Genomic DNA, 24,831 nt, shown 5'->3' with positions numbered 1-24,831 from the left:
GGTCCTCAAGTCACGAGAGACCCGATCTCGCGCAAATACTGACCGTAGCCACTCTTCTCCAACGGCCGCGCCAACTCTTCGATCTGGTCGCGGTCGATGAAGCCCTGCCTCAACGCAATTTCCTCGAGACAAGCAACCTTCATCCCCTGACGCTTCTCGAGCGTCTGCACGAACATCGCCGCATCGATGAGCGACTCCACTGTCCCCGTATCCAGCCAGGCGAAACCCCGCCCCATCCGCTCGACATGAAGCGCCTTGGCCGAAAGATACCGCATCTGCAGATCGGTGATCTCGAGTTCGCCGCGCGGCGACGGCTCGATGCGCCGCGCATAACGTACGACGTTGTTGTCGAAGAAGTAGAGGCCTGTGATCGCCCAGTTCGAGCTCGGCTGCCTCGGCTTTTCCTCGATTCGCAGTGGGCTATCGCCCTCGTCGAACGTCACGACTCCGTACCTCTCCGGGTCTCGTACATGGTAGGCGAAGACGGTTGCACCTTCCTCACGCTCGGCGGCCCTTGCGAGTAGCTCGCTCAGGCCGTCGCCAAAGAAGATGTTGTCTCCAAGCACCATCGCAACGCGATCGTTCCCGATGAAGTCGGCGCCAACAATGAACGCATCGGCAAGACCAGCGGGTCGGGGCTGCTCCGCATAGCTGAGCCTGACCCCCCACTGACTGCCGTCCCCCAGCAAGCGCTCGAACTGACACCGATCCGAAGGCGTGGTTATGATGAGAATCTCGCGCACGCCTGCCAACATCAACGTTGACAACGGATAGTAAATCATCGGCTTGTCATAGATGGGCAGTAGCTGCTTGCTGACCGCTCTCGTGATTGGATACAATCGAGTTCCGCTCCCGCCAGCCAGCACTATTCCTTTCAGCATCGATTCCACCTTCCACGAGTTGGTCGAGACACTTTTCGAGAGAGCAACGCCATGACGGCAATCGAATACCCAGGACGCGTTCGGCCCTGGACGAATCGAGGCGCGAATTCCGCGGCCGTCGCGCGGCCGTGTGGTACTGCTCGCTCGTGATGGCCTCGAGCTGCGGCACCCGAACTCCTCGATGAGCGAGCAAGTCGAAGATCGCTTCGGCGAAGCCATGCCAGGTCGTCTCACCTCGTCCAGCAAGATGAAAAATGCCGGCCATGGCTCTACGATCGTGGGTCAGCAGCCGTCCCGAGAGCTGAAGGATCGCCGACGCAAGATCGAGCGCGGACGTTGGATTTCCGTATTGATCCTGGACGACTCTGACGATCGGTTGCGCTTCACGGAGCCGCAGCATCGTCCGAACGAAGTTGTTGCCATAGGGACTGTATACCCAGGACGTCCGAATTACCGTTGCGAGCGGGTGAGCAGCCAGAACGGCAGCCTCGCCGGCCAGCTTCGACGCGCCGTACACATTCAATGGCGCAGGAACGTCGCTTTCCTCGTAGGCCTCCGACTTTGCGCCGTCAAAGACATAGTCGGTCGAGATGTGGATGAACGGTATATTCATTTGCCATGCCACATTGGCCAGCGCCGCCGCTGCGTTGCGATTGATGTTGAACGCTCTTGCCACTTCCGATTCTGCCAGGTCCACCGCCGTGTAAGCGGCCGCGTTGATGATCACGGACGGTGCGAGCGGATCGACCGTTCGGCGGAGTTCCCCATGAGCCTCCAGATTGAACTCGCCGCGTCCAAGAGCGACCACGGGCATGTCGTCCAGCTCCGCGAGGTCGTGAAGACACCTTGCCAACTGACCATTGCGACCAGCAATCAAAATGGGCCTTTCGGTCATTTGCAGCCTCAATGTTGTGTAGCAAGGAGCCCCAGACGCGAGCCGTCATAGACCCCGCTGCGGGCACGCTCCCACCACGAGCGGCTCTTGAGGTACCATGCGACGGTTTCGGCCAGCCCCTGCTCGAACGTCCTCGAGGGCTGCCAACCAAGCTCACGACGAGCCTTCGATGCGTCAATCGCGTAGCGGATATCGTGTCCCGGACGATCTGGCACGAAAGTGATCATCGATCGTCTCGTTGCCGGACCGGGATACAGCTTGTCGACGACGTCGCAGATCTGGGTGACGACGTCGAGGTTGGAGCGTTCGCTATCGCCGCCGAAATTGTACTTCTCGCCGGGCTTGCCTTCCAGCAGGAGCGTGATCAGACCTGCCGCATGATCTTCAACATGCAGCCAGTCGCGTACATTTCGGCCGTCGCCGTACACCGGCAGCGGCCTACGCTCGATCGCATTGAGGATCGTCAAAGGGATGAGTTTTTCCGGAAACTGAAACGGCCCGTAGTTGTTCGAACAGTTCGACACCAAAACCGGCAGACCATAGGTCTTGAACCATGCAAGCGCGAGATGATCTGAGGCTGCCTTGCTTGCCGAATAGGGCGAGCTCGGCCGGTAAGGCGTTTCCTCCCGGAAGTAGTCGGCGGGCCCGAGCGAACCGTAGACCTCGTCCGTCGAGACGTGAATGAAGCGAAACCGCTTTCGTCGCGGCAGCGAGAGGCCCTCATAGTATTTCCTGGTTGCTTCCAACAGCGTGTAGGAGCCCAAGATGTTCGTCGCAATGAAAGCCGCCGGACCGGTGATCGAGCGGTCGACGTGACTCTCGGCTGCGAGGTGAACAACCGCGTCAGGCTGGTAGCTGCTGAACACCAAATCCATGGCTTCGCGATCGCAGATATCCTGCTGCTCGAACAAATAGGACTTCAGGCTCTGGATCGGCGCCAACGAGGCCGGGTTGGCCGCATAGGTCAGCTTATCGACATTGATCACCGTGGCGCCCTTCTGCAACACCAGGCTGCGGCACACTGCGGAGCCGATAAATCCCGCTCCTCCGGTCACCAGAACGCGCATCCGACTGCCCTCCGTCACTCAAAAACGGTTGTAAGCTGGTCCAACTTGGGCAGGGACCTGTCTTTTGGCGACACTTGGGCTTCGACTGTCGTTACCGGCCACTCGATCTCCAGTGCCGGATCGGCCCAATAGAGCCCTCCGTCGTGGCTTGGCGCGTAGACTTGGTCGACCTTGTAGAACACAACGGTCTCGGGTTGCAGCGTGCAAAAGCCGTGCGCAAAGCCTTTCGGGACAAGCAGTTGCTCACCCGTTCGACTGTCTAGCTTGACAGCTATGTGCTTTCCGAAGGTCGCCGACGAACGCCGAAGATCGACCACGACATCGAGAATAGCGCCGCTTAGCACGCGTATGAGCTTGGCCTGGGCGAATGGCGGCCGCTGGAAGTGCAAGCCCCGGACTGTCCCGGCCTTGTCCGAGCTGGATTGATTGTCCTGAACGAAATCGACGAGAATCCCTTTTTCTGCGAACGCAGATCGTTGAAATGTCTCACAGAAATATCCCCTGGCGTCGGAATGTCGATCCGTATGAATCATTTTAATATCCGGAATCTCTAAACACCGTACTTCCAGCATGGAAACGTCCTCCGGTACCCATTCAAGCGTGCGTCCGTCGTTGAACGATCGGACAGGCCCGGTGCGCTTTTCACATTCACCTGAGTTTCGACGGACCACGCATAAAACAAAAAGATTCGGACGAATCTAATTACGTCTGCCGGAGGCTTCCAACGCAGGAGCAGCACCGGCAAGGCAAAATCCCCTCCGCTACGACCGTCAAATTAATACTCAGATAACATTTAATTTGGCAATCACATTTTTCTGATATATATCCAATTAATAAATCGAACACCAATCGCTCGCGCATGCAGGCGACCAATTCGACGTGCTCCCGACCAGACAGGTACCCGATGCTTCAGAGCAATCTACAGACCGACAGGACACGCTTGGCTCTGGGCGGCCAGGCCCAGTCGAACCAAATCAATGGCGGGGGAATCGGCGATCTCGTCAAGTTCGTGGTCGCCTTCTTGAGACGTCGATATCTCATGATCATCGTCACCGCGGCTCTCGTATTCGCTGCTGCGGTGCTCTACCTGCGGTTCGCGCCCCCCACCTACACAGCTCAAGTACAGATATTGCTGTCAAATCCCCGAGCTCAATTCGTCCAGCAACAGTCACTTCTTCCGGAGCCCGTCGTGGACGCGGCCCAAATCGAAACGCAGCTGCAAATGATAAGGTCGCCCGGAATTGCAGCGGCAGTCACAACGCAGCTGGATCTCGCCAACGATCCAGACCTTACCGGTTCGCGGTGGTCGTTCAGCTCGCTGCTGCAGCGCATTCGAAACCGTGGCCAGCAGCCGGAGCACGATTCGAAGGCAGACACGCCCAACGAAGGCGCGATTGCCGCGTTGATTAATCGGATCACCGCGTACAGGATCGGATATAGCAAGATCATCGAGGTCAGCTACAGTTCGAGCAATGCGGATCGCGCGGCGGAGATCGCCAATGCCGTTGCCAATGCGTACATCAACGACCAGATGAATGCCAAATTCGAGGCCACGCGAACGGCAGCCAGTTGGTTGCAGGAACGTCTCCAGAACCTCAATGAGCAGGCACTGGCTGCCGAACGCGCCGTGAGCGCGTATAAGTCCCAGAACAACATCGTATCGACCGGCGGAAAATCGATTGACGATCAGCCCGTCAACGATCTCAACGCCCGATTGGTAGCCGCCCGAACCCAGACCGCCGATGCGCAGGTCAAGTTCAACCGCTACGACGCGGTTCTGCGCGCCAACGCAGCCGGCTCATCCACCATCAGCGCTCCTGACGCGGCGAGCGCCGATGTGCTCCAGAGCCCGATCATCACTACGCTTCGCCAGCAATATCTCGAATTGTCACGTCGCGAGGCCGATTGGTCGAACCGGTTCGGCCGGGATCATTTGGCGGTTGTCAACCTGCGGTCTCGGATCCGTGACATTCGCACATCCATCCTCGAAGAGGTCAAGAGGCTCGCCGAAGCCAGCAAGAACGAACTGGAAGCTGCTCGACAGCGGCAGCAGGAGCTCGAGAAGCAACTTGCCCGGGCCGTCTCGCAGTCACGTCTGACGAACTCCGCAGAACTGACCATCCGGGACCTGGAAAGCCGAGCGAAGAGTCTGCGCGCCATGCATGAGGCGTTTCTGCAGCACTCCATGGGGGCGACTCAGCAGGAGACATTTCCGATTGCGGAAGCACGGGTGATCTTCCCCGCCTCCCCGCCGGAGCGCAAAAGCAAACCCAAGGCAAACCTGGTGCTGGGTTTCGGCCTGGCCGCCGGGTTCGCGCTCGGAATCGGCCTGGCCCTCCTGAGAGACGTCATGGACAGGGTTTTTCGCACCTCTTCACAGGTGGAGGCCGCACTGGAGCTGCCGTGCCTCTCGCTGGTCCCCCTGCTGTCGCCGCCCAAGGCGCAGAAGTCGACCGTCCGGTCCCAGCAATCGGAGGAAGATCTGCAAACACGCACGATTTCAAACGTGCCGACTCTTCATAGAGCCGTCGTTGGAATGCCGCTCTCCCGCTTCACGGAAGCCATCCGTTCAATCAAGCTTGCTATCGACCACACGCCCGCGAAGGCCTCCAACCAGGTGATCGGAATCACGTCGGCACTGCCAAACGAGGGCAAGACGACGGTCGCAGCCTCTCTCGCTCACCTCATTGGACACAGCGGCAAACGGGCTATCGTAGTCGATTGCGACCTTAGAAACCCTTCACTTTCCGCGGCTATGGCTCCCAAAGCTGCATTCGGATTGCTCGAGGTGGCAAACGGAAAGCGTTCCCTCGAGGAGGCCCTGTGGCACGATCCCAGAACCAATCTCGCATTCTTGCCAGCCGTCCGGCGTGGACCCCTGCTTCACACGAGCGAGATCCTTTCCGCCCAGAACATAAGCAAGCTGTTCGACAGCTTGCGTCAGACCTATGATTACGTCATCGTGGATTTCCCCCCACTTTCTCCTCTGGTGGATGTGCGCGTTACTGCGCCGCTGATCGACTGCTACGTTCTTGTCGTCGAATGGGGACATACGAAAATCGATGTGGTCCAACATGCCTTGCATACCGCGCCGACCATCTCCGATTCATTGATCGGCGTCGTCCTCAACAAGACTGATATGAGGTCGATGGCGAGGTACGACGCTCACCGAAGTGATTACTACGATGACAGCCACTACATCAGATATGGCTCGTCGGGCTCTTAGGATGACTTTCTCTTGCATACGTCGGGCCTAACGATGGAGTCGGCGCCTTCTGCAACATGCTCTCCGTTTTTTGGGCGGGCCAAAGTCAGAGATGGTTTGAAATGGTCATCCAGTCCACAGTGCTCGCTGTTCCTGCGGCGATTGCTGCGGCTTTCGCTGCGATCGAGAACCTACCGGATCCAGCGGTGCTATCGGGCGTCCTAGCGGCCGCTATACTGGCCGGCGGCCTCTTTTCCACGTCGTCAACCCTCGCCAGATTCGCCAAGCTCCTACGGCCCCTGTTCATTCTGGCTCTCGCCGCACCGGTGCTTTGGATCGCCTTGCAAGTTGTTCCGGTCCCGCTCCGCGGTTTAGGAAATCAGATCTGGGCGACAGCCTCGGCGGCCCTGGGGCAACCTCTTGCAGAGAGGTTCTCGGTTGACGTACGCGAGACGATACTGGCGCTTTCACATTACAACGTTGTCCTCGCTGCCGCCCTGGTCACCGCAGTCGTTGCTCTGGACAAGCGGCGCGCCGCGCAGGTCCTCTACATCCTCGTATCGATCACCACCACGATCGGCATCTTTTCGATATGGAGAAATGGCGACCAGAGCGGTTCCCCGCCAGCCGAATACATCTGGACAGGCTCGACCGCGGCGGCACTTGGTGTCCTTCTCTCCACTGCAATGGCTATCCGTGGGATCGACCAGTTATGGCAGCCCAAACGCCCCCTTCGCCTGCCAACGGGGCCGCTCGCCATTCTTACCTGCGCAATTCTATCGTTGATAGTCTCCCTTGCGGCAGTCGCGCTTTGTAGCGGCTCGACCGCGCTGATTGCCGTTCTGCTCGGAGCGACGGCCATCCTCACGGTGGTCGCTATTCGCAGATGGTTCTTTGGCCTATGGGGCAGAGCCGGCGTTTTCGCGACCGCCGCCATGTTGTACGTCGCCAGCTTCGCGTTCATTCCGATCAATCGGAATACCGACCTGACGATCGCCTTGTCGACGCAAGCTGGGGCAGCAACAGAGCGGATGCTGCAGGACACTCACCCGATCGGGACCGGTGCAGGTACGTTTGTTGCGCTGCTGCCGATTTATGGGGACGTTGGCATGCACGCAATGCGCGAACGGCCGACCGCCGCCGCGGAGATCGCGGTCGAAATGGGACGCACGTTCCTCTGCGGCCTATTGATAGTCGCCATGATCAGCGCCTGCATCCTGTTCAGGCGCGCCTTATCTCGCAAACACGCTTACCTATACCCAGCCCTTGGCGCAGGCGCTTCCGTTTCGTTGACAATACTCGCCTTTGCCGAAAACAGCCTTTTCGATCTGTACGCTTCGCTGCTGATCGCGGCGGTTTACGGCCTTGCTTTTGCTCAAAGCCTGCCCGGTACAGCGCGCGATGCGGAGTCCATGGAGTTGCGGCAGCTTACGCAAGCAGCCGACGACCGAGCCACGGCAGCGCAACGAATTCCTTCGACTAGGATCGCTTCGCCATGGGCTCTGCCCCGCGTCGCTCTGACAATGATTGGATTGCTGTTAGCCGCGCAAGCGGCTTGGATGGTCTCGCAAAGCTGGCCTTTTGGTGATCGCCTCTCAATTACGCCGGTTGCCGCTTCGAACGAAGCCTGGACCTCATCGCTCGGATCCAAGCGCGAGACTGTCAAGACGACCTCCGGACTCACTGCAACTAAGTCTGACAAGGCCACAGACCTGCAGACCATGGGCGGGTCCACGGACTTGGGTGCTCTTGCTGCAGTGCTGAAATACTCCCCCCTTCGAGGCGACGTTTGGCTCGTACTTGCAGCATTGTCGAAACAGCACAGGGCGACCTATGACACGACAAGCTTACTCAAGATGTCCTACTATACTGCACCAAACGCGCTGAATCTCATTCCGATGCGGCTTTCCGTCGCTCTCGGCACAGATACTGCGATCAAGGAACCTGAGCTTCAAGATCTTATCCGGCACGACCTTAAAGTTGCCATTAACAGCCGGATCGCGCTCGGGCCAGCCATTGCCGCCGCATACCAGGCGGCATCGGCAGACGGCAGGGCGTTTGCAGAGAGCTCAATTTCGGAGCTCGACCCCGGGTACGTACAGAAATTGCGCTCACGAGTCCCGTAGCATTTTTCGGCAGTACGCCTCCGGCGGCGGTCGCATCCTGATCGACCCGAACTGATTTCGCGGCCACTTTAATATTTTCTCATTAAACACTGATTTCAACGAATTAATTTGATTAACTCGCCTTGGTTTATAGTATATTAATTTAAGGGAGTTCTTCGTGGATTAGCCATGAATTTTATCAATCGGCATATCGGGGACCATGGCAGTGATCTGGCTGCCTTCAACTCACCCTCATCCACTGCGGATGAGGGCAGATGGCCCGTCCGGTACGAATCGATCGAATTTGTAGCGATCTGCGCCGATATCGCGACCATTCTATTCGCCAGCTTCCTTTCCACACTTCTTTTTTCACCCGCCGGCCGGGCACCGGCCGGCCTGGCCCAGGCATGTGTCTACGCGGCAGTAACATCAGTACCCTTCGTCTACATTCTGAAAGGCAGGGGACTATATCGACCAACCGAACTGCTCGTACTCCGAAGCCAGTTTCGCGCCATTTGCCTCACATGGGTTCTTTTGCACGTCCTGGCCGTCGCTGTGGAGATGCTGGACGACAATTCACACTTCTTCCAAGGGGCCGGCCTCCTGTTTGCCGCACTCGGCTTGGCATCCTTGATTGCGCAACGGTGCGTCACCAGAATTCTGCTGATAAGATGCTTCAGTGGCAGGAGGTTCGCTCGGACGAATCTCGTCCTGATCACCGATCAGCCGCCTTCTACTCATGCTGGTCTGTCGGAGACTCTCTCGGTGCTCGGCTATTGCGTTAAGAGCCGCTTTGGCTTGCCTGCGATCGGCTCGGACCCCGACTCCAGAAAACGGCTCAGCTCCCGTGTCATCGAGCACATTCGTAATTCCGAGGTCGACAAAATCGTGCTGGAGGCCAAGCCGGAACGATGGGCCGAGCTTCGTGCCTTTATCTCCGACCTGAGAGTGTTACCATTCCCGATCGTGTTTGTCCCAGTTGGCGCTGCATCCGAACTGCTTCGACATCCGACACGGAGCTTGGGAAGTGCAGCTTGCGTTGAGATCCAGCCCGGCTCCCTCACCGCAATCGAGCGCGCGAGCAAGCGAACACTCGACATAGTCGGTGCAGGACTTACGCTGACGATCTGTGCACCATTGCTCGCGATAGCTGCAGTCGCAATCAGATTGGATTCTGCCGGCCCAATCCTTTTCAAGCAACAGCGATGCGGCTTCAATGGCCGTATATTTTCAATCCGAAAGTTTCGGACGATGCATGTGCTCGAGAATGGACCTGTCGTCGTTCAGGCAACGCCTCTCGACCCCCGCATCACCAGGGTCGGCAGATGGTTGCGCCGAACGAGCCTCGACGAGCTACCGCAGTTGTTGAATGTCCTAGACGGCAGCATGTCGCTGGTAGGCCCACGCCCCCATGCCGTGGCTCACGACGGACAGTTCGACAAGCTCGTCCGGAAGTACGCCTTCCGACGCCGAGTGAAGCCGGGATTGACCGGATGGGCCCAAATTCATGGCTGCCGCGGACCGACGCCCACACCGACTATGGTTGAGAGGCGCGTGGAGTACGATCTCTGGTACATCGACAATTGGAGTCTTCGGCTCGATCTTGAGATCCTGCTCCGGACTCCTCTTGAGGTTTTGCGCGGCCGCAATGCCTGTTGAGTTGCATTCCTACTGGCGGCTCTCCCGCCAATCACATTTCAGCCGCGCGGAACTGAATCGTGCGATCCGATCAAATCACGCTCGCTGCCGTATCCTCGAATTTGCTTCGCCCAAACGGAACTCCTCGATTTTTCGGCCCGACTTTATAGCTACAACAAGCCAACGTGGCCGTTTTCCACGACCCGACCAGGTTTCGGACGTCTGGGGATTGCGGTATTTCGGGAGCACTCGTGGATATTTGCGTCTGGGCTTTCCGGTAGACGAAATTGCCGGTCCCATCGACGTATTGGCAAAGGCCCCCATACCGACCCCGAGCACCGCCAGCCGTTTCTCAAGTTCTTGCTTTTCAGCCTTGATCCGGGCTGATAAAATCCCATTAATTTCCTCATGAAGCGACCAAAGATCGTCGAGGGACATCGCTTCTAGTTCAAGCTTCTTAGTCGTCATGCTGGCATCCCGTAGTTGCGCCCATATGATACTTCCCCGGTTGATTAATCAAGAACCGAGTGTCAGTTTTCCAAAAGAATGTATGGAACCAAAGCGGAATTCGCGCTCCACTTAACTAAATAATGCGCGCTAATCAAGGCGGAACATAAGCTATCCGCAGCATCTAATTGCGGGAAAGCGAACATTGCACCCATGCGCGTCGCCGCTACCGCAAATATACAATTCTAACTCGATTCTAAATAATGCAGGAATGAATTAAGCGGGCCGCAAGGCCAATCTGCCACGCCCCGCTCTCATTGAGTGTGCGCGGCGGGCCAGTCGGCCTTCCCTCCTTCTGGGGAAGCTTCTTGTGATGCGCCCCTCCGTTCGTCGCAACTGGAGGCGAATAGCCTCAATATCGCTGAGCGCACGCCGCCGAAGCTCAATTTGCTCTTTCAGAGCCTGGACGTCCGTTAATGCAGCCGAGGGAACGATAAACCGCCTGATCGAACTCTCGAGACGACTGAGAGGGTAATCGACAATATCCATTTTGCCCTTGTGCCTACCGTCACTTTTGCTCAATTGCCGAGCCAATTAATAAAATAATCCTCGCAATAATTATTAAACAATATACTATTTATTTGGTATCGCGTCAATTGAAAGCGCTGGCTTTGGTCCATCGTTTCTCATTCACCGCTCGAACAAAGATACTCCAAAAGGTGAGGATGATGCGTCAGGGGTCAGGCAAACGGTGACGAGAATGCTGCATCGGCAAGATCTCGAAGCCATGGACTTTGAAGAACTCTGGCTCCTCCACGAGGAGCTAACAAAGATACTTGCCGAGAAGATCACGGCCGAGAAGCGGGAACTCGAAAAACGCCTTGCGCAGCTCAACCAGCCGGAGCAGTTCGCCGAATCTGAAGGCGGCGCCGCCGCGACGGGATTGGTCCAGCCGCCGCGCCGCAAGTACCCGAAGGTCGTACCGAAATACTTCAACCCACTCAAGCCCACGGAGACTTGGTCTGGACGCGGTAAACAGCCTCGCTGGCTGGTTGCGGCGCTCCAATCGGGGCACACGCTCGAAGAGTTCAGGATTCGCGAGAACGGCGGATCGTCCGATCGGAATGCTGGTGGTCAAGGGCATTCCTAGCTCTGCTCGCCTGCACAGATTTAGGCCGTCCGAAACGTTTTAGCCTTACGGATTCCAGAGCGATATGCCGACTTGGCTGGGTTCCGGACCGCAAACGTGCATGAGATCTGTCGCCAACTCCTCCAAACCTCTCGTCTGACCGTCACTGGATTTAGACCTTTCCTGCACGAACTGCGGTGGCTGCCCTCAACAAGAACTGTAAGGTGTCCGCTCTTGGCATGGATCACAATCCGGGCCGCACACCCTGGTTTGCGTGTAGCTGGTGATCGCCTCTCCCCGTAATTTCTGAGGTCCAGAACATTCATCGCCAAGAGTGGCACGCGCGTAGCCGGAAAGTGAGATTGCATCAACTGTCGCATGAACTGCAGGCGGGGAATCAGCCGGCAACGTAACGCATGCGGAATCTCGACGCCGAGCAATTCAGCGAGAGCGACCAGCTGGCTTTCAACAGCGTTCTTCATCAATTCGCCCGAGACAAGAGAGGTAAGCTCCCTCCAATCGAGGCCCTCGGCAGAATCGTTTAGATCGCGTAGCTCTACAAGATGTCTCAGGTCGAGATCACCGAGCCTTACCCATAGTCTTGAAACTGATCATGGGTGATCAATATGAGCGCACGGTAAGTAGGGGTGGGGATATATACGCGTGCCCGCGCCAACGACGCAGAGACACAATGGTTCAGCGCATGCCCGAAAGTTCTGGTAGAGGTGCGCAGGACCTGGAGCTGCCTGCTGCAGGTCGATGGACCCGACATCCTGCGAGCGATTTAGGTCGACATGGCCATCTTCGGCTTGCGAAGGTGGTCCGGTCATGAATATCGTAACCAATTCCACATGGCGCGGCGACTGCCACTCTGGCCTCATCTGGCATGACCATAATATCCAGATCAAACATTCGCCGGCGGCGTGCTGGTCCGAAGTACAAAATGGCGAAAGTAACCGCCCCAAAAGGTCCCCGTTGCCGCCCGGACATTTATTCTTTGCCGACCTAGATTCGAGAAGGCGCAATCGATCGTCATTCGCCAATCGACTTCGAGCAACGCTCGATCGATCCAGACGTTGACGAGCTACCGCGCGAGCTGGCGCGCCGTGTGCTCCTCAATCCCTAGCTCCGCAAGCCCCTGATCGATGGATTCCAGAGAGGCGCCTTGCGCCAACTTGCACCAAATAAATCCCTCTACTCGGTCGAGTTCAAAGATCTTCTGCCCTGCTTCGCTGAACAGTATCGATCGACCGTGCAGCAGCGCGAACACCGCATCCGGCGCCGGCTTCAACACCATCTTTGCCGATGTTCTTTCCAGCACGCCTTCAAACCAATATTGAACAAATCCGCCTCGCTCTTTACCTGAGGCGGCGACAGCGGCTGCGATGCAATTGTCGCGCTTGCAATTATCGCCCTAGCCGACAAGCGGACAGCCGCCGCCTACGCCATTCAGTCCAGCCAGGCCCTGGGCGCCGCGTTCCCGTTCAGCCGCCCCCTGGTCCGGCTCCTTTCGAAATGACAATCTGGCAGGTCATGCCGCGAGCTGACCGTCCTTGCTCCTTCCTTGCGGAGAAATGTTCAAGACCTGCTCTCCGAGCAAGCTCGCTCTCATCATCAATCGATGAGCATCCAATAGGTACCGATAAGCTTCGCGATCCGCACTCCGTTCTCTCAGAATGCGCTCTTTCTCGCCTATGCTTACCAATTCCGCGCGCATTTGAGCCAACTGCGGTGTCTCCGGGACGGGCTTGTACTCGCTGAGATTTAATTCCCACATCATCTCCTCCAATCGGGAAGCTTAGACGAATTTAGCTTACGTGATTGGCAGAAATTAACAACGACATTTATATATATAGCTTACAATCAAAATTTGTCTCACATTTGAAGCTCGCGCACCGAACCGATATCAGTAATGGAATTACCGCACCGACATCCAAGATTTTCGTTTGCACATTAAATGGAACAAGGAATATTAATGGTGTAGGCTGGAAGTGAAACAGTGGTCCAGTTTGGCCGATCTGTCCTTCAAGATAACATTAATGGTTTATCGCAAGCGGAAGATTTCGCACCAAGTCGCAGCACTTTGAATATGACCGTCGTTAGAGGCCTCCCAGAAGCTTTGGGTTGAGGTCGGAGCCTCGTTCAGGTTTCCGCGCGAAGCCGGATTCCGAAGAATTCGCCAAGCAGGAATCCGGTCGGATGGAAACGCGTCGTGGCGAGCAAACTGCCCTTTGCTCGAACAACGACCCAAGCACGATGCCCCCAAGTCACCCGGACTGATGAGAGCGCACTCCAGCGGGCCGGCGCCCTTTTAGTTGACTATGCTTTTCAGGGAGGTGCCTATGGGTATGATCAAGTGTCCACAAACTGGTCACGCGATTCCTACCGGGATCAAATCCGATCCTGAGAACTTCCCGCGGAGCATCGTATTTTTCGGCAATACTCGTTGTCCGCTCTGTCGGGCTAATCACAACTGGTTCGCCCGCGAGGCCTGGGTCGAAGAGCCAGTTGTCCGGACGAAGGTCGATCTCGGCGAGGTCATTGTCGTCGGCCAGCCGACCCCGACCGTATTCCCACATCCTGCATCGGAGCCACCTTCGTTCAAGGCACATCGCGGCTCGGACGAGCCGCGATGTGAGGGTTAAGGCCGAAACGGCGGCGTGAGAAGCTGGGCCAGCCTCCTTCTGATATCGACAGTGTTGATGGGACCTATCGAGCCCGCGGCTCTCCCTAAGGCGCGGCGCGCTTCGTACCTCACGGTAACCGCAGCCCGGGCAACCAGGCCGCCTAAGCGGCGGCCCAGTGGAGAACATTTTGATGACGCAAGCGGCCAAGACCTATCAAGTCGGCGAAGCATCCATCTCGTGGATCGACGAGTTGCGGCCTGCCACATTCAAGTTCGACGCGCTCTATCCGCATGGTGAGGTGCAGGCGCTGGAGCGCTATCGCGAACGCCTGGAGGCGGGATCATTCGATCCTGGGGCCGGCACCTTCATTCAAAGCATTCACAGCTGGCTGGTCAGGACGCCGCACCACACCATCTTGATCGACACGGCAACCGGCAATGACAAGAACCGGCCGGAGATCCCACCGCTTCGCCGGCTCAACGAGCCGTTCCTGGCGCGGCCGGCGGCAATGCCTGTCACGCCGGAGCAGGTCGACTACGTGCTGTCACCCACGTGCATGTCGATCACTTCGGCTGAAGCCCGCCGCGTCGACGATCGCTGGACCTAAGCCTCCCGAATGCAACCTATGTCTTCTCCGCGATCGAGCAGGCCTATGGCGAGAGTCTCGCGACAGGCACAGAGCCGATCGGACCGGCCCGCCCTGCCTCGGCGCCGCGCCGCACAAGCCGGCCGACCGTGTCTCTAACGACAGCGTCCGGCCGGTGATCGAAGCCGGACTTACCGGGCTCATCGTGGTGGACGGGGGCGAGGTCCTCGAGGGCATCTCGTTCATTCCGACACCCGGCCACGGCGTCGATCACGCCTCCATCCGGCTCGTCTCGGGTGGCGAGGAGGCGCTTTTCGCCGGAGACGTGATGCACCATCCGTTCCAGGTGTGTGAGCCCTTGCTCAAGTCTTGCTTCTGCGAATTCCCGGAATCCCCTTTACGCTCGCGTGCCGTCGTGCTGGAGGACGCAGCCGAGCTGGGCGCAACGATCTTCACCACCCATTTCGCACAGTCTTCGGTCGGCCGCGTCAGCCGGACCGGAGGACGCTTTACCTGGCAATTCGTCTGAAACGAGAGCGATCATGAACCAGCACACCAGCGCGCGCAGACAGGCCTGAGATCGCGGTCGAGGACCTCATGATTCAGAGCGACGCGGCCAGAATTTCGCTTCGCTTGCACAACAAGTGATCCGCGGCGCTCAAGACCTTCTCCACCGAGCGAACCGTCCTGATGATGCACGGCGCGACCTATTGATCGGAAAGCCTTTCGACACACCCCTCGGCGGCCTCTCCTTGATGGATTATCTCGCCGCCCATGGGTACGACGACTTTGCGCCCGACGTGCGCGGCTACGGCCAATCGACCGTCCGCCCGAGATGGACGTGCCGCCGGAGCAGTCTAAACCGCTTGTGCGCACCGAGGTTGCCGTGCGTTGCCTCGCCAGCGCCGTCGAGCACATCCTAAAGCAACGCAACAGGCGGCTCAATCTGGTTGCTATGTCTTGGGGCAGCTCGGTGGCCGGTGCTTACACGGCGGACAACAACGACAAGGTTGTCAAGCTCGCGCTGGTCACGCCACTCTGGTTGCTGCAGGGTCCGGCTCCGATCGATGCAGGCGGGTGCCTCGGCGGCTATTGTAAGGTTCCGGTGCTGGACTTCCGGAAGCGCTGGCTTTCGGCTGCGCCGGAAGCGGCACGATCGAGCCTGCCGGCAAGAAGCTGTATAATGCCGGCGACATTCGCGTCCCTGTGCTCCTGGTCCATGCGGAATGGGATCAGGATGTCCCATCACCTGGGGCAGGACTTCTTCCTCTCGCTGAGACATGCGCCATACCGGCGATGGGTGGGGATCGGCGAAGGCATGCACATGGTTCTGCTGGAGAAGAACCGTCTGCAGGCGCTCGACGCGATCAACCAGTTTCTCGCGGGAAGATTATAGCTAGCGCGCTCCTCGCTGATCTGATTCAGGGAGAGCACGAGGCAGACTTCCACTTGGGACATTTTTTTGCGGCGCGCGCCCTGCTGCACTGCGAAATCACTCGCGCCGCAACATTCAAAAATGAGACTGCCAGTCAAGCCGAACGGGGCACCAATACGTGCACCGCATTCGACTTCGGCTAGCTTCCCTCTAAAGCCGCGGCCTTCGAGAGCCGCGGGCGTCGCGCGGTTCGGCGCGGCAACAAAGCGACGACACAGGGGAGGAGCACATGTCGAAATGCAGCATGGGACTGCTCGCGTTGAGCAGCCTGTTTCTTTCGGGCGCGGCGATCGCCCAGGAGAAGATCAAGGTGGGCGTAACCGCAACCCTCGAGGGCACTTATACGGTGCTCGGGGAAGACGGCATGCGCGGCCACCAGACCGCGCTAAACGTGCTGGGCAAAAAGGTCGGCGACAAGGAGCTCGAATTCATCGTCGCCTCGACCGACGCGACACCGGACTCGGCCGTGCGCGCCGTGCGCAAGCTGATCGAGCAGGACAAGGTGCAGATCCTGCTGTCGCCGCTCTCCGGCGACGAGGGTATTGCGGTGAAGAATTTCGCAAAGACCCATCCCGAGCTGACCTTCATCAACGCGGCCTCCGGCGCGCAGGAAACGACCTATGTCGACCCTGCCCCGAACTTCTTCCGCTACAACATGGACGGCGCGCAATGGCAGGTGGGCCTCGGCAAATACGCTTATGAGGAAAAGAAATATCGCAAGATCGCAACCGTCGGCGAAGACTATTCCTTCATCTACACCCAGGTGTTCGGCCTCGTGCTCGAGTTCTGCGGCGCCGGCGGGCAGGTCACCAACCGGCAATGGGTGCCGCTCGGCACCAAGGATTTCGCCTCGGTGATCGCCGCGCTGCCCGACGACGTCGATGCCATCTATCTCGGCCTCGGCGGCGCCGACGCCGTCAACTTCCTCAACCAGTATCAGCAGGCCGGCGGCAAGGCGCATCTGATGGGCGGTTCGATCATGATCGACCAGACCATCCTGTCATCCAAAGGCAACGCCAAGAACGCCCTGATCGGCACCATCGCGGCGAGCGGCCAGGCCGACACCTGGGAGGATCCGGGTTGGCAGAAATTCGTGAAGGCCTATCAGGACGCCTTCCCGCCCAACAAGCGCTTCCCGAGCCCTTCGCTGCTGGCCACCAACTATTACGGCTCGACCATGGCGCTGATCCTCGCGCTGCGCCAGGTCAATGGCGATCTCTCCAACAACCAGGCGAAGTTCAAGGATGCCCTGGCGAAAATCGAGATTGATGCGCCGAATGGCAAGATCAAGCTCGACTCCAACCGCCAGGCGATCGGGACCAACTTCGTCACCGAGGTCGTCGACGACGGCAAGGGCGCGCTGTTCAGCAAGGTCGTGAAGGTGATCCCGAACGTCAACCAGACGCTGGGCTACGATCCGGCCGTGTTCTCCAAGATCGGTTTGCCGAGCCGCACCGTCCCGGAATGTAAGAAATACTGACGCATCACGGCTGACGACACGCAACCCGGGGAGCGACTTGCTGACGCGGTCGCTCTCCGCTCTTGCAATCTCGGCGGCGTTGTTGAACGCTGACCGAAAAGACAAGAACATTCGGGAGGGGAAGGCATGAGCCGTGCGCTCGCCGTCTTCCACGGCCGGTTCGGTCGGGCGACGGTTTATCAGTTGAACCGCCCTTTCAATATCCACGCCCATCGTGAAGGTCATTTGATCTTCCATGTCGGCGGCATGCCGGCGTGCATCGACGTGTCCGACGGGCATTACGACCTGAGCGACACCTCCGTCGTCGCGGTCAATCCCTGGGAGCCGCACAATTTCCTGCCCACCGATCTCGACGGAGGCGCGATCTTCTTCGTGCTCTACGTCAACGCCGAATGGTTTGCGCCGGACGCCTCCGGTAACGAACGGATGCGGTTCGGCCGCACGCATTTCAAGCGGACGCCGGCGCTCGACAAGCATATCAGGCGGACCGCCGCGCTCGTTTGCGGCGCACCATCGCTCTCGAGTCTGGATTCCGAGCTGCGACGGCTGATCGACATCTGCTACGACGAAAGCTGGCAGCAGGCCGAGATCGCCCGCGATCCACGCGCAAGTGGCTCCGTCACCGATTTCCGCGTGCGCAAATGCATCAAGATGATGTCGGAGAGCCCCGGCGCCGAGATCGAGCTCGACGCGATCGCGCGGGAATCCGGCCTGTCGCGGCCGCACTTTTACCGGCTATTCCGCGTCCAGACCGGGGTTACGCCGAACCTCTATCTCAACACGCTGATCATGGAACAGGCGCTCGAGGCGTTGGTCGCCAGCGAGACGCCGATCGCCGATATCGGCTTCGATCTCGGCTTCTCCTCGCAAAGCGGTTTCACCCGCTTCTTCGCCGCCAATGTCGGGATGGCCCCGACCGATTATCGCCGCGCAGCCAAGATCTTGCGCGCCTGATCGCGCCACGAAAAGATACTCACGATCAAATGTCGCCCTCGCCGCCCGGCTAGGATGCGGACAATGCGATCCCGAAAGAGGATCGCGAGTCCAGGGAGGACGTGCGTCCATGGCAGGGCCAGCAGCAGCCGGCAACGGCTTGCATGCCCCCTCGCCCCGCTTGCAGGGAGAGGGTTGGGCTGAACCCGCGCCTTTGGCGCGACCTCTCTCTGCGCGCGCGTGCGCAATCGCACGCGATCTCTTGGAACGGCCTGAGCAAGCGCCTCGTCCTTCGAGACGACCGCTCCGCGGTCTCCTCAGGATGAGGCTAATCAGTATCAGCACCGCTGAAATTGCCGCCGCACACCCTGCCCTCATCCTGAGGAGCCCGCCAAAGCGGGCGTCTCGAAGGATGGGCTGCGGAAAATCCGCTTCCGATGTGCGATGCCCCCGCCGCAAGCGAGACGAGGCGCGAGCATGAGCCGCTTCGTCGAACGCCATCCGGCCTGGGCGTTGATCGTGATCATCGCCATTGCCGTCGCGCTCTGGCTGATCTTCGCGGTTTGGCCGCCGGGTCTCGAAGAGGCGATCGGCCGCAAGCGCGTCTTCCTCAACGCCGTCTTCAACGGCATCACGCTCGGAGGACTTTACTTCCTCGTCGCCAGCGGCTTCACGCTGATCTTCGGCCTGATGCGCAACGTCAACCTCGCGCACGGCTCGCTCTATCTGTTCGGCGGCTATATCGGCTACGCCATCAGCTCGGCGACCGGCTCCTGGGTGCTCAGCTTCATCGTCGCCTTCATCCTCACCGCCATGGTCGGCGTGCTGCTCCAGGTCATCGTGTTCCGCCGGATGGAGGGACAGGATCTCAGGCAGACCATGGTGACGATCGGGCTGTCGATCGTGTTTGCCGATCTGATGCTGTGGGCCTGCGGCGGCGACTTCTACCAGATCCAGACGCCGAACTGGCTGATCGGCCCCGTCGAGCTGCCGCTGGTCACGGCGATCAAGTCCTCGGGCGAGCCGGTCTATCTCAGATATCCCATGGTGCGGCTCGTGATCTTCGCGGCGTCCGTGATCATCGGCGTCGCGATGTGGCTCGCGCTCAACCGCACCCGGATCGGCATGATCATCCGCGCCGGCGTCGACGACCGCGATATCCTCGCCGCGACCGGCGTGCGGATCCAGCTGGTCTTCGTAGGCGTGTTCGCATTCGGCGCGGGCCTTGCGGGCATCGCCGGCGTCGTCGGCGGCACCTTCCAGTCCTTGTCGCCGGGCGAGGACATCCGCTTCCTGCTGGCGTCCCTCGTCGTCGTGATCGTGGGCGGCATGGGCTCGATCCCTGGCGCGGCGCTCGGCGCGCTGATCATCGGCCTCGCCGAGCAGCTCGGCTCGGTCTACATCCCGACCTACGCCATCGTCGTGACCTTCCTGATCATGGTGCTGGTGCTGGCGATCCGGCCGCAGGGCCTGTTGGCGAGGCGCTGAGATGTCGCTCGCGCACGATGCCCGCCTCGCCGTTCGCCCCGTCACCTCGGCGCAGCGACCGGCACGGACATGGCCGGAGGTCAACCATCCTGCCACCTGGATCGTCGCGGTCATCCTGCTGATCATGCCGCTGATCGCCAGCGGCTTCTTCCTGATCGAGATCTTCGCCTCCACCTTGATCCTCGGCACTATCGCACTGAGCCTGATGTTCCTCGCCGGGTACGGCGGCATGGTCAGCCTGATGCAGCTCACCATCGCGGGCTTCTCGGCCTACATGGTCGCGGTGCTCGGCGTCAGCGGCAACGCCAATATCAGCCTGGGCTGGCCGTGGTGGCTCGCGGTGCCGATGGCGCTGGCGCTGGCGACCGCCTTCGGCACGCTTGGGGGCGCGCTCGCGGTGCGCACCGAGGGCATCTACACCATCATGATCACGCTTGCGATCGGCGCTGCCTTCTATTATTTCACCAACCAGAACTGGGCGATCTTCAACGGCCATACCGGCATCAACACCGTGGCCACGCCGCAATTCTGGGGCGTGAACTGGCGCGCCGACATCCCCTTCTACTACATCGTGCTCGCGGTTGCCGCGCTCTGCTATTTCGCCGTCGACTACCTCTCGCGCGCGCCCTTCGGCCTGGCGCTCCAGGGCGTGCGTGACAATCCCAGGCGCATGGCGGCGCTCGGCTTCAACGTCAATGCGCACCGCGTCGCGGCTTACGCCTTCGCCTCCTTCGTCGCCGCGCTGGCCGGCGTGCTCCAGGTCTGGAACTACCGCCAGATCTCGCCGGGCTCGGTAAGCGTCGGGGCCTGCATCGACGTGCTGATCATCGCCGTCGTCGGCGGCATCACGCGCCCGATCGGCCCCTTCATCGGCGCGCTGATCTTCGTGCTGCTGCGCACCTTTGCGCTCGACTTCTTGGTCCGGCTCGGGCTCGACGGCAACCGCTTCCGCCTCTTGATCGGGCTCGGCTTCCTCGCCATCGTGTTCTGGTCATCGGACGGCGTGATCGGCCTGTGGCAGCGCTGGCGGCAGCGGCAGCGCCGCGGCGCCGACCGTTCCAGCGGAGGGCGCAGCCATGGATAGCGTCGCCCGGCGCCTCTCTGCCGTCGGCGCCGGCGCGGCGCTGGAGCTGCGCGGCGTGACGCGCATGTTCGGCGCGCTGGTGGCGCTGACCGACGTCACCATCACCGTGCGGCCCGGTGAGCGGCGCGCCGTGCTCGGCTCCAACGGTGCCGGCAAGACCACGCTGTTCAATTGCATCACCGGCGACTTCCCGCCATCCTCCGGCACCATCCGCTTCTTCGGCGAGGACGTCACGCATTTCCCGCCCTATGAGCGCATCCGGCGCGGGCTGCGCCGGACCTACCAGATCTCGGCGCTGTTCCCGGGCCTCACCGTACAGGACAACGTCTATCTCGCCTGCCGCGGCGTCTCGCGCGGGCGCTTCTCGTTCCTGCGTCCGGGACAGAACGATGCGCTGATGCATGCGGCCGACAATCTGGTGCAGGCCGTGCATCTCTCCGCCGTCAGGGATCAGCGCGTCGCCGAGCTCGCCCACGGCCAGCAGCGCCAGCTCGAGATCGCGCTGGCGCTCGCCGGCGCGCCGCGCTTCGTCCTGTTCGACGAGCCGGCCGCCGGACTGTCGCCGACCGAACGCGCCGAGCTGATCGAGATCCTGACGTCGCTGCCGGCGCATATCGGCTACATCATCATCGAGCACGACATGGACGTGGCGCTGCGCGTCGTCGAGAGCGTCACGATGATGCACAACGGCCGCGTCTTCAAGGAGGGCCTGCCGCAGGAGATCCAGTCCGACCCTGAAGTGCAGGAGCTCTATCTCGGAGGCGGCCATGAGTGAGGCCCGCCGCTCCAGCGCCGCGCTCGAGGTCCGCGGCCTCGATGTCTACTATGGCCACTCGCACGCGCTACAGGGTGTCGACCTCACGCTCGAGAGCGGCGTGTTCTCCCTCGTCGGGCGCAACGGCATGGGCAAGACCACGCTGTGTAAGGCGATCATGGGGCTGGTCGGCGTCAGCGGCGGCTCGATCCGGGTCCGCGGCGAGGACATCACCCGGCGGCCGCCGGCCCAGATCGCGCGGCTCGGCGTCGGCTATGTGCCGCAGGGCCGCCGCCTCTGGCGCTCGCTCAGCGTCGACGAGCATTTGCGGCTCGCCGGCGGGCTGCGTTCGGGCGCCTGGACCGTCGAGCGCATCTACGACACCTTTCCTCGACTCGCCGAGCGTCGGGATCACGGTGGCGGCCAGCTCTCCGGCGGCGAACAGCAGATGCTGGCGATCTCGCGCGCGCTGCTCACCAATCCGCATTTGCTCATCATGGACGAGCCGACCGAAGGCCTCGCGCCCGTCATCGTCGCGCAGGTCGAGGAGATGCTGCTGCGGCTGGGCGAAGACGGCGACATGTCCGTGCTCGTGATCGAGCAGAACATCGGCGTCGCCACCGCGATCTCGCGCAACGTCGCGATCATGGTCAACGGGCGCATCAACCGCATCATCGACTCCGCGCGCCTAGCCGCGGACCGCGAGCTCCAGCAGCGCCTGCTCGGCGTCGGGCTTCATGCGGAGCTCGAACCGGAGATTGACACCTCCGCATCCGGCGTCGAAGCGAAACCGACGCCGGCGCCACGGCGCGACGGGCCGGTGCGCATCTACGTCTCCAACCCGACGCTGCCGACGCGATGGTCGCAGCCGGTGCCGATCGCCCGCATCGAGGCGGCGGCGCGAACCCTCTCGACTCAGGTTGCGCGGCTCGACGAGGCGTCGCGGCGCAAGCGCGAGCCGGCGGCGGCGCAGGCCTCCGGTCCGCCAGTGGTTCTGGTGGTCGGCACGCTCGACACCAAGGGCCAGGAGCTGCGCTTCATTCGCGACATCATCGCTGAAAGCGGCCTGCGCACGCGGCTGGTCGACGTCTCGACCAGCGGCAAGCATTCATCCTGCGACGTCTCGGCGCAGGAGATCGCCCTGAACCACGGCCGCGGCGGATCCGCCGTGTTCGGCACCGACCGTGGTGCCGCCGTGACCGCGATGGCGGATGCGTTTGCCAATTGGCTGCGGCGCCAGGGCAATGTGGGCGGCGTGATCTCGGCCGGCGGCTCGGGCGCGGCGTCGCTGGTTGCCCCAGGCATGCGCGCGCTACCCATCGGCGTGCCCAAGCTGATCATCTCCTCCGTCGCGTCCGGCGATGTCGGCCCCTATGTCGGACCGGCCGACATCACGATGATGCACTCGGTCACCGACGTGCAGGGGCTGAACTCGATCTCGCGCGCGGTGCTGGCCAACGGCGCCAGTGCGCTTGCCGGCATGGTCAAGGCGCGGCTCGAAGACCGCGAGACCAAGGAGCGAGCCGCCGGCGCCGGGCTGCCTTCCGTCGGCATCACCATGTTCGGCGTCACCACGCCGGCCGTGCAGAAGATCGCGGCCGAGCTGCGCGATGATTTCGAATGCCTGGTATTCCACGCCACCGGTGTCGGCGGCCGCTCCATGGAGAAGCTCGTCGAATCCGGCCAGCTCGCGGGGGTCATCGACCTCACCACGACCGAGATCTGCGACCTCATGATGGGCGGTGTGTTTCCTGCGACCGAGGACCGCCTTGGCGCGATCATCCGCAGCCGCCTGCCCTATGTCGGCTCGGTCGGCGCGCTCGATATGGTCAATTTCGGCGCGCCCGAGACCATTCCTGAGCGCTACCGGGGCCGCAAGTTCCACGTCCACAATCCGCAGGTGACGTTGATGCGGACGACTCTGGAAGAGAACGAGCGCATGGGCCGCTGGATCGGCGAGCGGCTGAACCAGATGGATGGCCCGGTGCGTTTCTTCCTGCCGGAGGGCGGCGTCTCCGCTCTCGACGCACGAGGCCAGCCGTTCTGGGATCCGGATGCCGACGCCGCGCTGTTCCGTACGCTGGAGCGGACCGTGCGGCAGACCGGCAACCGCCAACTCATTCGCATCCCTAAGAACATCAACGATCCCGATTTCGCCGCCGTCATCGTCAGTGCGTTCCGAACCCTGTTCGGGCGCACCGGGGTGCGGCGGAGACTCGCGAGGTGACCGATGGCCAGGTTTGAACGCGCGGCGCTGCTGAAGAGGTTTCGCGACATGGCAAGGCGCGGCGAGCCGATCGTCGGCGGCGGGGCCGGCACCGGGCTCTCAGCCAAATGCGAGGAAGCCGGCGGCGTCGACCTCATCGTCATCTATAATTCCGGCCGCTACCGCATGGCCGGCCGTGGCTCGCTCGCGGGCCTGATGGCATATGGCGATGCCAACGCCATCGTGCTGGAAATGGCAAACGAAGTGCTCCCCGTGGTCGACCAAACCCCGGTGCTGGCGGGCGTCAACGGCACCGATCCCTTCCGCGACATGGACGTCTTTCTCGACCAGCTGAAGGCACTTGGCTTCGCAGGCGTCCAGAACTTTCCGACCGTCGGCCTGATCGACGGTACCTTCCGCGCCAATCTCGAAGAGACCGGCATGTCCTATGCGCTCGAGATCGACATGATCGCCAAGGCGCACGACAAGGACATGCTGACCACGCCCTACGTGTTCAGCGAGAAGGAAGCCGCTGCGATGGCGATCGCCGGAGCCGACATCATCGTCTGCCACATGGGCCTGACCACCGGCGGCACGATCGGTGCGCAGACCGCGCCGAAGCTCAAGGACTGCCCTGCACGGATCGACACCTGGGCCACCGCCGCGCTCAGCGTCAATCCGGACATCCTGGTGCTGGCGCATGGCGGCCCGATCGCCGATCCCGCCGACGCCGATTTCATCATGAAGAACACCCGTCATTGCCACGGCTTCTACGGGGCATCCTCGATGGAGCGGCTGCCGGTGGAGCGGGCGCTGACGGAACAGGTGCGGCAATTCAAGGCGATCGGCGCGCGATAACGCCTGAGAGGTT

General features: G+C 60.8%; 20 protein-coding genes. 14 read left to right on the top strand and 6 right to left on the bottom strand.

The window, feature by feature from the left end; translation table 11 throughout:
* Positions 1–5 precede the first annotated feature (5 nt).
* Genes rfbA through rfbC form a run of 4 tightly spaced genes read right to left on the bottom strand, consistent with a single transcriptional unit; the run spans position 6 to position 3,415 of the window.
* The gene (gene rfbA, locus ABIG06_RS26765; RefSeq protein WP_035711037.1) at positions 6–881 is read right to left on the bottom strand and encodes a glucose-1-phosphate thymidylyltransferase RfbA; all 876 of its coding nucleotides are present in this window, start codon (positions 879–881) and stop codon (positions 6–8) included.
* Positions 790–1,776 (bottom strand): dTDP-4-dehydrorhamnose reductase, encoded by a 987-nt coding sequence (gene rfbD, locus ABIG06_RS26760; protein WP_370139232.1) that lies wholly within the window; start codon positions 1,774–1,776, stop codon positions 790–792. Before rfbD ends, rfbA begins: the two co-directional genes overlap by 92 nt.
* A gap of 8 nt (positions 1,777–1,784) precedes the next feature.
* Positions 1,785–2,843 carry a dTDP-glucose 4,6-dehydratase gene (gene rfbB, locus ABIG06_RS26755; RefSeq protein ID WP_370139231.1) on the bottom strand — a complete coding sequence of 353 codons (1,059 nt, stop codon included), beginning with the start codon at positions 2,841–2,843 and terminating at the stop codon, positions 1,785–1,787.
* A gap of 14 nt (positions 2,844–2,857) precedes the next feature.
* Complete coding sequence (gene rfbC, locus ABIG06_RS26750; protein WP_370139230.1) at positions 2,858–3,415, bottom strand: dTDP-4-dehydrorhamnose 3,5-epimerase; 558 nt, start codon at positions 3,413–3,415, stop codon at positions 2,858–2,860.
* Between the two features lie 332 nt (positions 3,416–3,747).
* Between rfbC and ABIG06_RS26745 the strand changes: the two genes are divergently transcribed.
* The 3 genes from ABIG06_RS26745 (at position 3,748) to ABIG06_RS26735 (ending at position 9,812) form a co-directional block, all read left to right on the top strand.
* Entirely contained in the window at positions 3,748–6,069 is a 2,322-nt protein-coding gene (locus ABIG06_RS26745) for an AAA family ATPase (protein ID WP_370139229.1), read from the top strand.
* A 101-nt stretch (positions 6,070–6,170) separates the two neighbouring features.
* Complete coding sequence (locus tag ABIG06_RS26740) at positions 6,171–8,174, top strand: hypothetical protein (RefSeq protein WP_370139228.1); 2,004 nt, start codon at positions 6,171–6,173, stop codon at positions 8,172–8,174.
* Positions 8,175–8,342: 168 nt separating this feature from the next.
* Entirely contained in the window at positions 8,343–9,812 is a 1,470-nt protein-coding gene (locus ABIG06_RS26735; protein ID WP_370139227.1) for an exopolysaccharide biosynthesis polyprenyl glycosylphosphotransferase, read from the top strand.
* Between the two features lie 75 nt (positions 9,813–9,887).
* Here the strand turns inward: ABIG06_RS26735 and ABIG06_RS26730 are convergent, their stop codons facing one another.
* Positions 9,888–10,259: an H-NS family nucleoid-associated regulatory protein gene (locus ABIG06_RS26730; protein ID WP_124158568.1), complete on the bottom strand. Its 372-nt coding sequence runs from the start codon at positions 10,257–10,259 to the stop codon at positions 9,888–9,890.
* Positions 10,260–10,998: 739 nt separating this feature from the next.
* On the opposite strand from ABIG06_RS26730, the gene ABIG06_RS26725 reads away from it, so the two are divergent.
* Positions 10,999–11,388 carry an H-NS family nucleoid-associated regulatory protein gene (locus tag ABIG06_RS26725; protein ID WP_370139226.1) on the top strand — a complete coding sequence of 130 codons (390 nt, stop codon included), beginning with the start codon at positions 10,999–11,001 and terminating at the stop codon, positions 11,386–11,388.
* 1,063 nt (positions 11,389–12,451) lie between these two features.
* On the opposite strand, the gene ABIG06_RS26720 is transcribed toward ABIG06_RS26725, so the two are convergent.
* Positions 12,452–12,688, bottom strand: a complete 237-nt coding sequence (locus tag ABIG06_RS26720) for a hypothetical protein (RefSeq protein WP_124158567.1) — start codon at positions 12,686–12,688, stop codon at positions 12,452–12,454.
* Between the two features lie 1,496 nt (positions 12,689–14,184).
* Between ABIG06_RS26720 and ABIG06_RS26715 the strand changes: the two genes are divergently transcribed.
* The 10 genes from ABIG06_RS26715 to ABIG06_RS26670 all read left to right on the top strand — a co-directional run bounded on the left by ABIG06_RS26715 (position 14,185) and on the right by ABIG06_RS26670 (position 24,818).
* Entirely contained in the window at positions 14,185–14,601 is a 417-nt protein-coding gene (locus tag ABIG06_RS26715; protein ID WP_245454412.1) for a hypothetical protein, read from the top strand.
* 154 nt (positions 14,602–14,755) lie between these two features.
* Positions 14,756–15,109, top strand: a complete 354-nt coding sequence (locus ABIG06_RS26710; RefSeq protein WP_245454411.1) for an MBL fold metallo-hydrolase — start codon at positions 14,756–14,758, stop codon at positions 15,107–15,109.
* 306 nt (positions 15,110–15,415) lie between these two features.
* Positions 15,416–15,976, top strand: coding sequence for a hypothetical protein (locus tag ABIG06_RS26705; RefSeq protein WP_370139225.1), 561 nt, complete (start codon positions 15,416–15,418; stop codon positions 15,974–15,976).
* A gap of 268 nt (positions 15,977–16,244) precedes the next feature.
* Positions 16,245–17,495, top strand: a complete 1,251-nt coding sequence (locus tag ABIG06_RS26700) for an ABC transporter substrate-binding protein (RefSeq protein WP_124158564.1) — start codon at positions 16,245–16,247, stop codon at positions 17,493–17,495.
* A 126-nt stretch (positions 17,496–17,621) separates the two neighbouring features.
* Positions 17,622–18,449 (top strand): helix-turn-helix transcriptional regulator, encoded by an 828-nt coding sequence (locus tag ABIG06_RS26695; protein WP_124158563.1) that lies wholly within the window; start codon positions 17,622–17,624, stop codon positions 18,447–18,449.
* A gap of 456 nt (positions 18,450–18,905) precedes the next feature.
* Positions 18,906–19,916, top strand: coding sequence for a branched-chain amino acid ABC transporter permease (locus tag ABIG06_RS26690; protein WP_370139224.1), 1,011 nt, complete (start codon positions 18,906–18,908; stop codon positions 19,914–19,916).
* A gap of 1 nt (position 19,917) precedes the next feature.
* Positions 19,918–21,000, top strand: a complete 1,083-nt coding sequence (locus tag ABIG06_RS26685) for a branched-chain amino acid ABC transporter permease (RefSeq protein WP_370139223.1) — start codon at positions 19,918–19,920, stop codon at positions 20,998–21,000.
* The gene (locus tag ABIG06_RS26680; protein ID WP_370139222.1) at positions 20,993–21,775 is read left to right on the top strand and encodes an ABC transporter ATP-binding protein; all 783 of its coding nucleotides are present in this window, start codon (positions 20,993–20,995) and stop codon (positions 21,773–21,775) included. The genes ABIG06_RS26685 and ABIG06_RS26680 overlap by 8 nt, the downstream gene beginning before the upstream one ends.
* Positions 21,768–23,981, top strand: a complete 2,214-nt coding sequence (locus ABIG06_RS26675) for an ABC transporter permease (RefSeq protein WP_370139221.1) — start codon at positions 21,768–21,770, stop codon at positions 23,979–23,981. The genes ABIG06_RS26680 and ABIG06_RS26675 overlap by 8 nt, the downstream gene beginning before the upstream one ends.
* A 3-nt stretch (positions 23,982–23,984) precedes the next feature.
* Positions 23,985–24,818, top strand: coding sequence for a phosphoenolpyruvate hydrolase family protein (locus ABIG06_RS26670; protein ID WP_124158558.1), 834 nt, complete (start codon positions 23,985–23,987; stop codon positions 24,816–24,818).
* Positions 24,819–24,831 lie beyond the last annotated feature (13 nt).

It is taken from the genome of Bradyrhizobium sp. USDA 326 (assembly GCF_049739485.1).
Lineage (GTDB): Bacteria > Pseudomonadota > Alphaproteobacteria > Rhizobiales > Xanthobacteraceae > Bradyrhizobium.
Note: the sequence above shows the minus strand (reverse complement) of the source record. Positions and strands in the feature narration are given on the sequence as shown.

Coding starts and splice junctions, on each gene's coding strand:
- rfbA (WP_035711037.1), bottom strand. CDS start 881: ATGCTGAAAGGAATAGTGCTGGCTGGCGGGAGCGGAACTCGATTGTAT.
- rfbD (WP_370139232.1), bottom strand. CDS start 1,776: ATGACCGAAAGGCCCATTTTGATTGCTGGTCGCAATGGTCAGTTGGCA.
- rfbB (WP_370139231.1), bottom strand. CDS start 2,843: ATGCGCGTTCTGGTGACCGGAGGAGCGGGATTTATCGGCTCCGCAGTG.
- rfbC (WP_370139230.1), bottom strand. CDS start 3,415: ATGCTGGAAGTACGGTGTTTAGAGATTCCGGATATTAAAATGATTCAT.
- ABIG06_RS26745 (WP_370139229.1), top strand. CDS start 3,748: ATGCTTCAGAGCAATCTACAGACCGACAGGACACGCTTGGCTCTGGGC.
- ABIG06_RS26740 (WP_370139228.1), top strand. CDS start 6,171: ATGGTCATCCAGTCCACAGTGCTCGCTGTTCCTGCGGCGATTGCTGCG.
- ABIG06_RS26735 (WP_370139227.1), top strand. CDS start 8,343: ATGAATTTTATCAATCGGCATATCGGGGACCATGGCAGTGATCTGGCT.
- ABIG06_RS26730 (WP_124158568.1), bottom strand. CDS start 10,259: ATGACGACTAAGAAGCTTGAACTAGAAGCGATGTCCCTCGACGATCTT.
- ABIG06_RS26725 (WP_370139226.1), top strand. CDS start 10,999: ATGCTGCATCGGCAAGATCTCGAAGCCATGGACTTTGAAGAACTCTGG.
- ABIG06_RS26715 (WP_245454412.1), top strand. CDS start 14,185: ATGACGCAAGCGGCCAAGACCTATCAAGTCGGCGAAGCATCCATCTCG.
- ABIG06_RS26705 (WP_370139225.1), top strand. CDS start 15,416: ATGGACGTGCCGCCGGAGCAGTCTAAACCGCTTGTGCGCACCGAGGTT.
- ABIG06_RS26700 (WP_124158564.1), top strand. CDS start 16,245: ATGTCGAAATGCAGCATGGGACTGCTCGCGTTGAGCAGCCTGTTTCTT.
- ABIG06_RS26695 (WP_124158563.1), top strand. CDS start 17,622: ATGAGCCGTGCGCTCGCCGTCTTCCACGGCCGGTTCGGTCGGGCGACG.
- ABIG06_RS26690 (WP_370139224.1), top strand. CDS start 18,906: ATGAGCCGCTTCGTCGAACGCCATCCGGCCTGGGCGTTGATCGTGATC.
- ABIG06_RS26685 (WP_370139223.1), top strand. CDS start 19,918: ATGTCGCTCGCGCACGATGCCCGCCTCGCCGTTCGCCCCGTCACCTCG.
- ABIG06_RS26680 (WP_370139222.1), top strand. CDS start 20,993: ATGGATAGCGTCGCCCGGCGCCTCTCTGCCGTCGGCGCCGGCGCGGCG.
- ABIG06_RS26675 (WP_370139221.1), top strand. CDS start 21,768: ATGAGTGAGGCCCGCCGCTCCAGCGCCGCGCTCGAGGTCCGCGGCCTC.
- ABIG06_RS26670 (WP_124158558.1), top strand. CDS start 23,985: ATGGCCAGGTTTGAACGCGCGGCGCTGCTGAAGAGGTTTCGCGACATG.